A 6,446-nucleotide genomic window follows, 5' to 3' on the forward strand; every position below is an offset into this window, starting at 1 on the left:
GGTGGTTTCTTTCCTTATCATTCAGACTCTTCAGTCTTGGGCTTGGGAGTCACGACCACCTTCTTCACTACCGGTTTTGAAACGGCAGGTTTGGAAGCGGCGGCAGCTCCGGCTTTCTTCGGTGTCAGCATGATGATCATACGTTTACCTTCCAGTACCGGCAATTGTTCTACCTTTCCGTATTCCTCCAAGTCATTGGCAAAACGAAGCAACAATACCTCTCCTTGCTCTTTGAAAAGAATGGAACGTCCTTTAAAGAACACATATGCTTTTACTTTTGCTCCTTCTTCCAAAAATCCCTTGGCATGTTTCAACTTGAAGTTGTAATCATGATCATCTGTCTGAGGCCCGAAACGGATCTCCTTCACGATCACTTTCACAGATTTCGCCTTCTGTTCCTTCTGGCGCTTCTTCTGTTGATAAAGGAATTTCTGATAATCAGTAATTCTACAAACGGGGGGCGCAGCATTCGGTGAAATTTCAACCAGATCGAGCCCTTGATCTTCAGCCATCTTTAATGCCTGAGAAGTAGGATAAACTCCCTGTTCTACGTTATCACCTACTAAACGAACTTCACGAACACGAATACGTTCGTTGATTCTATACTGTTCTTTCAGACTGTCATTCTTCATTCAAAAAGATTTATTCTCCTCGTTATTAGTTAATTAATTATTATCTTTCTTCCAGTGATTCATCTGATCCTCTACCTCACCTTTCAAAAGCGCTGCAAAGGTAGTAATTTTCATCGAACCTTTATCACCTTCGCCCTGTTTTCTTACAGAAACTTCATTATTTTCTGCTTCTTTCTCTCCAACAATGAGCATATAAGGGATACGTTTCAATTCTGTATCACGGATCTTACGACCGATTTTCTCATTACGGTCATCAACCAGAACGCTCAGATCTTCGGCTTCGAGCTGACGTTTTACCTCATAAGCATAATCGTTGAACTTCTCGCTGATCGGCAAGATCGCCACCTGGTCCGGAGTCAGCCACAGCGGGAACTTACCACCCGTATGTTCGATCAGCACGGCAACGAAACGTTCCATAGAGCCGAACGGTGCACGGTGGATCATAACAGGACGGTGTTTCTTATTGTCCTCACCCGTATATTCCAGTTCGAAGCGTTCCGGAAGGTTATAGTCAACCTGGATCGTACCTAACTGCCAACGGCGACCGATGGCATCTTTCACCATAAAGTCCAGTTTAGGACCGTAGAAAGCAGCTTCGCCATATTCAATCTTGGCTTTCAAGCCTTTTTCCTGACAAGCTTCGATGATAGCGCTTTCGGCTTTCTCCCAGTTTTCTTCCGAACCGATATATTTATCCCGGTTTACCTTGTCGCGCAGAGAAATCTGTGCTTCAAAGTTTTCAAAATCCAAAGCCTTAAAGATAATAAAGATAATATCCATCACCTTCAAAAACTCGTCTTTCAGCTGATCGGGACGACAGAACAGGTGGGCATCATCCTGCGTAAAACCACGTACTCTTGTCAAACCGTGCAGCTCGCCGCTTTGTTCATAACGATACACAGTCCCGAACTCCGCGAAACGCAGAGGTAGGTCCTTGTATGAACGCGGGAACGATTTGAATATTTCACAGTGATGAGGGCAGTTCATCGGCTTCAACAAGAACTCTTCACCCTCCTGCGGAGTATGGATCGGCTGGAACGAATCCTTACCGTATTTAGCGTAGTGGCCGGAAGTCACATACAACTGCTTGCCACCGATATGCGGAGTCATTACCTGCTGGTAACCATATTTCTTCTGGATACGTTTCAGGAAGTCTTCCAGTTTCAGGCGCAACTGCGTGCCACGCGGCAACCACAACGGAAGCCCTGCTCCCACTGCCGTAGAGAACGTAAACAGCTCCAGTTCTTTGCCAATCTTACGATGGTCACGTTTCTTGGCTTCTTCCATCAATGCCAGATATTCGTCCAGCATCTTTTTCTTCGGGAAAGTGATACCATACAGACGAACCAACTGTTTACGCTTTTCGTCACCACGCCAGTAAGCACCGGCAACACTCATTATTTTAACAGCCTTCAGATAAGAAGTGTTCGGCAAGTGCGGACCACGGCACAGGTCGGTAAACGCCCCCTGCGTATAGGTTGTGATCTTACCGTCTTCCAATTCGCTGATAAGTTCTGTTTTATATTCTTCGCCTCTGTCACCGAACATTTTCAGGGCATCTGCCTTCGAAATGTCCTGACGTTTGATTTCCTCTTTCTTCGCTACCAGTTCGAGCATTTTTGCTTCGATAGCAGGGAAATCACCTTCTTTGATTGTTGCTTCACCCGGATCCACATCATAGTAGAACCCGTTTTCAATAGCCGGTCCGATACCAAACTTGATGCCGGGATATAACTCCTGCAAAGCTTCAGCCATCAGGTGAGCGCTGGAGTGCCAGAATGCATGCTTACCTTCCTCGTCTTCCCACTTGAAAAGTTTGATGGCGGCATCCTGGTTGATCGGACGGGTCAAGTCCCAAATCTCACCATTCACGCTCGCAGCCAGAACTTCCTGTGCCAGACGGGAACTGATGCTTTCCGCAATCTGCATGGCAGTCGTTCCTTCGGCATATTCTTTTACGGAATTATCCGGAAATGTAATCTTTATCATAATCTGTTCACTATAAATTCCTAAAAATTAATCAGGATGCAAATTTAGCATTCTTTTTTTGTTAAACAGAACTTTTAGGAAAAAAGTTTCTGCTCCGCAACCTTTTATACAAAAAGAGGACCACGACAAACAACAGTATTCCTCCATAGATAAAGTATACTGGCGAACGAGCTTTCCGGCTGGATTCCATCCGGATTTCGGCAACTTTTACCTGCTGTCCGGCATATTCATCTTGTTTTCGCACCATCACTTTCCCGGTGTCGGCCAGTGCCCTCCGGTAATCCATCTGCAAAGAGGTGACAGTTTTCGGGTATTGCCTACCGGTACTGTCCGGAACGAAATAAACAACCCGGTGCAAATTCCACACTGCCGTATCGGTCAAATGAATATCCCTTTTCCTCAAATTCGTCTCACATGAAGAAAATCGGACAGAATCCATAGAAGTTGCCACCTCCCGCCTCTGGCTTTTCCGGTTTCCCCCACACCCCGATAACAAGAATACCAGAACCAAAAGACGCAAAAGTACCTGCATCCGGTTCGTACCGGTTTTCTTTAGTGATACATGTAGAAAATTCCGCTTCCGGTAATGAATCGCCTGGTCAAATTCAAACCCCGATTGCCGTAAAACAGCTAATAGCTCCGCCGTATCCGGCACATAGCAATCGGTAGCCTCTATTTACATAGCCTATTTCGAATGTTTATGCCAATGAAGACTCACATATTCGTTTATAACTTCTCAAATATCCTCTTCCAACGAATCGATTTCCAACCGCATTTATCCGAATCAAAGGAATACAGCACTCTATCGAACTTTCCGACGATTGCATCTTCCGAAATATAACCGAAGTAACGGCTATCGTGCGAATTATCCCGATTATCACCTTCCATAAAGTAGAACGTATGCTTTGTAATATAAAGCGAATCGCATTTGCCATTGATGAAGATACGATTCCGATATTTCGCAATAGAACTTCCTTCCCGAATAATTAAAGAGCGATAAGAATTTAGTGTTTCTTTATTAATGGCTAAAGTATCGCCTTGTGGTATAATATGGGTGATACGTTTTACCAGCCATACGCGCTCATCCATAGGGCTGTTGAACACCACAATATCTCCCAACTGTGGCTGGGTAAAACCCGGCAAGCGGAAATACTTCCAATGGTTCTGTTCATCTGCTATACGGAGCGGTCGAATCCATGTGAATACATTGAGCAACGGAATATCTGCCCAACGTTTCGGGAGTCGTCCTCCGTATGCCAACTTATTTATCCATAAACGATCTCCGCAAAGCAAAGTGGGTTCCATACTACCGGATGGAACCACACACGGCTTGCCAACCGCGATACGGATAAATACACAGACGAAAACCAGTAGAATAGTTCCTTTTAGAATTCGCATTTTATTTTTTCTATCTGATATTTATTTATATCTTTATGTATGTTAAAATAACAAGATTTATTGCACATACCCTCTTTAGCTATGAAATCGGATATATATAAAGCATAGCCCGGAGCCAGCTCTTTCATGCTTGCCGTATCCTTTGTATGGCAAATAATAAGAGTATTGGTGCAATTATATGGCTGATTGCTGTTCAAGGCTTCTATCAAATGAAAATAAGTACTTATAGTAGTATCTTCAGGAATTAAAACGGCATATTCATAACTTGATTTCCAGATAGAATCCAATTCAGCAGATTGAATATATGCTTGATCCGGTTGTTTTATGGCAATTGTGTATTTTCGTGAAAAATTCCAGTTGAAATCACATCTGGTAAATATCAATCCTAACGCACAAAGGGATAGGAGTAGTAAGTTTGTTCTTTTCATGTTATTTGTATTTATTGTTAATTGAGACTCCATTCACCGAACATATTCGAGCAATACTTTTGATATAGGAATCCGTTATATCAGGTTTCGACTTTTCCGGTAAGAAAAAGTCAGATGCCTTTTTATTCGGATGTAAAACAAAATAATAAGGAACTTCTAATTGTTCCACATACCATTCATACATGCAATCATAGGATATATTAAAAAATGTAACGTCTTTGCATCCTTTTGTGCATAGAATTTTTCTTGCTATGGAAGGATTATTATACGTTGTCAAGATAATACAGTTTACACCATTTTCTATTAAATCCCTAACTCGATCCAACTCATTGAATATACATGATTGGCAACTCGTCTCCTTGATTCGAAGCATTAAAGTAGGAGTCTTTAAATTCCTTATAAACAAGGATAGACTATCATTCTGTAATTTTTTATTGTCTGGAAATTCTTGCCATTGTGTATTGGCATTAACTTCCATATTTCTTAACATCACATACATCTCTGTATTATCCATGTCGTTGCTTATATTGTATCGATTATTGTAAAATAAAACACCAGCTATAATGACAATTATGATGGATATGATAATATTAGCTATACTTACTTTCTTCATAACGTCTTTACTTTAAAGAATACCAACACCATATTATCATCTTCTTTCAAGCTCTCTATCATTATCCGGTTTTCCTCTTTCATCGGATAATGCGTTGTAGTTTCTATATGCTTCTTTAAACCTTTCAATGTTTCCGGTTCCACTAAAGCCACAAAATAGTCTTTATAGCTGAATATATTATTCATAAATTCTAAGGCAAAATCCATATCGTAATAAATGTAATACCAGCTGATCATTTTTTTACTTCGTTTGTCGTAAAAAGATACAAAATCTTTCCCATCTTCACTTGAAGTTTTAAGAAATAGGTGCGTGCTGTTTTCAGCAAAACCGGATAAATAAGTATGAGAAGAACAATACCGATAAAAGTCCTCATAGTTTTCGAAAGCCTCCAAGTCTTTTTCTTTAAACGGACTGAAATCGCTATAATCGAATTTATATCTCATCTCAAAAATAGAATCTTTCAGTGTATATACTTTATCCCTATACAACGAGAAATACAACAATTCATCATTTGCCCAAATTAACGGATCATAAACAATCGTAGTATAAACTTTTTCGGGGAAGGTGTAAGCTGCTTTCAATAGTCTGCCTAATGTGTCCGTATAGAGAACTTTATAATCAGCGTATTTCCCTAAGTGATAATTTCGGTCGCCTGCATCAGTAAAGGAGACATATTCTCCATTTGGAAATATCTGAAAACAACTTTTCATTCTAAAGTTAACATCATACGAAGTAATAAAATCTCCCTTATCCGTAAATACCATCCATTTACGTTTTTGATTGTCATAGATGACAAATTGCTTATTAGTCCTATTAACGGCAAATGCTTTAGGAGCATAAAATTCGTAGGAAGCACCGCCCTTATCTCCTACATAATTCAAGAACTTGCCATATTTGTCGAATATAAACAATTTTTCCGCACCCAACCTATCAAACAAATAAATCTTATCCTCATAAAACTCCAAGTTATTGCAATATGCAAATAATGATTCATCAGTCGTTTCCAATGGAATGTAATAGAAGTCCTCTATTAGTTCGGAAGATAAGACTTTACTTTTTACATTATCCGATACTTTTATTACTTCCGCGTGTTCCTCATCGGTTGGAATAACCGTTACACTATCTGTATTTACTTCAGGAAAAGGTCGTCCTTTTCTTATTGCTTCTTGGCAGCTACAATATAAAGTAATTAGTCCTAAGAAAATAATCTTTGCTTTCATAATATGAATTTTTATAAAGTAGAGTTACGACTAATAAGAGCCTGTTTAAATTTCTCTGAAATAAATTTTGCATAGCCCTCATCGGCCTGCTTTATTGCATTATAGGATTATTTTGAAAAACAACTGTCATACTATCACTAATTTCCTTTTATCAATTGAATATCAA

7 protein-coding genes are annotated in these 6,446 nt (G+C 40.1%); all 7 read right to left on the reverse strand.

The genetic code is table 11. The features are described from left to right. Positions 1–17: 17 nt before the first annotated feature. Positions 18–632, reverse strand: coding sequence for a translation initiation factor IF-3 (gene infC / locus KTG12_RS13630; protein WP_005648683.1), 615 nt, complete (start codon positions 630–632; stop codon positions 18–20). A gap of 33 nt (positions 633–665) precedes the next feature. Next, positions 666–2,621, reverse strand: coding sequence for a threonine--tRNA ligase (thrS, locus tag KTG12_RS13635; RefSeq protein ID WP_005635329.1), 1,956 nt, complete (start codon positions 2,619–2,621; stop codon positions 666–668). 61 nt (positions 2,622–2,682) lie between these two features. Continuing rightward, complete coding sequence (locus KTG12_RS13640; protein ID WP_055285041.1) at positions 2,683–3,153, reverse strand: hypothetical protein; 471 nt, start codon at positions 3,151–3,153, stop codon at positions 2,683–2,685. A 194-nt stretch (positions 3,154–3,347) separates the two neighbouring features. Continuing rightward, the gene (gene lepB / locus KTG12_RS13645) at positions 3,348–4,019 is read right to left on the reverse strand and encodes a signal peptidase I (RefSeq protein WP_005635332.1); all 672 of its coding nucleotides are present in this window, start codon (positions 4,017–4,019) and stop codon (positions 3,348–3,350) included. After that, positions 4,007–4,447, reverse strand: a complete 441-nt coding sequence (locus tag KTG12_RS13650) for a hypothetical protein (protein WP_005648678.1) — start codon at positions 4,445–4,447, stop codon at positions 4,007–4,009. Before KTG12_RS13650 ends, lepB begins: the two co-directional genes overlap by 13 nt. Position 4,448: 1 nt before the next feature. Further along, complete coding sequence (locus tag KTG12_RS13655) at positions 4,449–5,060, reverse strand: hypothetical protein (RefSeq protein ID WP_005635335.1); 612 nt, start codon at positions 5,058–5,060, stop codon at positions 4,449–4,451. Next, positions 5,057–6,280 (reverse strand): 6-bladed beta-propeller, encoded by a 1,224-nt coding sequence (locus KTG12_RS13660; RefSeq protein ID WP_055285042.1) that lies wholly within the window; start codon positions 6,278–6,280, stop codon positions 5,057–5,059. The genes KTG12_RS13655 and KTG12_RS13660 overlap by 4 nt, the downstream gene beginning before the upstream one ends. Positions 6,281–6,446: the final 166 nt, after the last annotated feature.

This window comes from Parabacteroides sp. MSK.9.14 (genome assembly GCF_019041495.1).
Taxonomy (GTDB): domain Bacteria; phylum Bacteroidota; class Bacteroidia; order Bacteroidales; family Tannerellaceae; genus Parabacteroides; species Parabacteroides merdae.

Excerpts from the sequence above, each read along its gene's own strand:
- thrS (WP_005635329.1), bottom strand. The coding sequence starts at position 2,621 with ATGATAAAGATTACATTTCCGGATAATTCCGTAAAAGAATATGCCGAA.
- infC (WP_005648683.1), bottom strand. The coding sequence starts at position 632 with ATGAAGAATGACAGTCTGAAAGAACAGTATAGAATCAACGAACGTATT.
- KTG12_RS13640 (WP_055285041.1), bottom strand. The coding sequence starts at position 3,153 with ATGCAGGTACTTTTGCGTCTTTTGGTTCTGGTATTCTTGTTATCGGGG.
- KTG12_RS13655 (WP_005635335.1), bottom strand. The coding sequence starts at position 5,060 with ATGAAGAAAGTAAGTATAGCTAATATTATCATATCCATCATAATTGTC.
- KTG12_RS13650 (WP_005648678.1), bottom strand. The coding sequence starts at position 4,447 with ATGAAAAGAACAAACTTACTACTCCTATCCCTTTGTGCGTTAGGATTG.
- KTG12_RS13660 (WP_055285042.1), bottom strand. The coding sequence starts at position 6,280 with ATGAAAGCAAAGATTATTTTCTTAGGACTAATTACTTTATATTGTAGC.
- lepB (WP_005635332.1), bottom strand. The coding sequence starts at position 4,019 with ATGCGAATTCTAAAAGGAACTATTCTACTGGTTTTCGTCTGTGTATTT.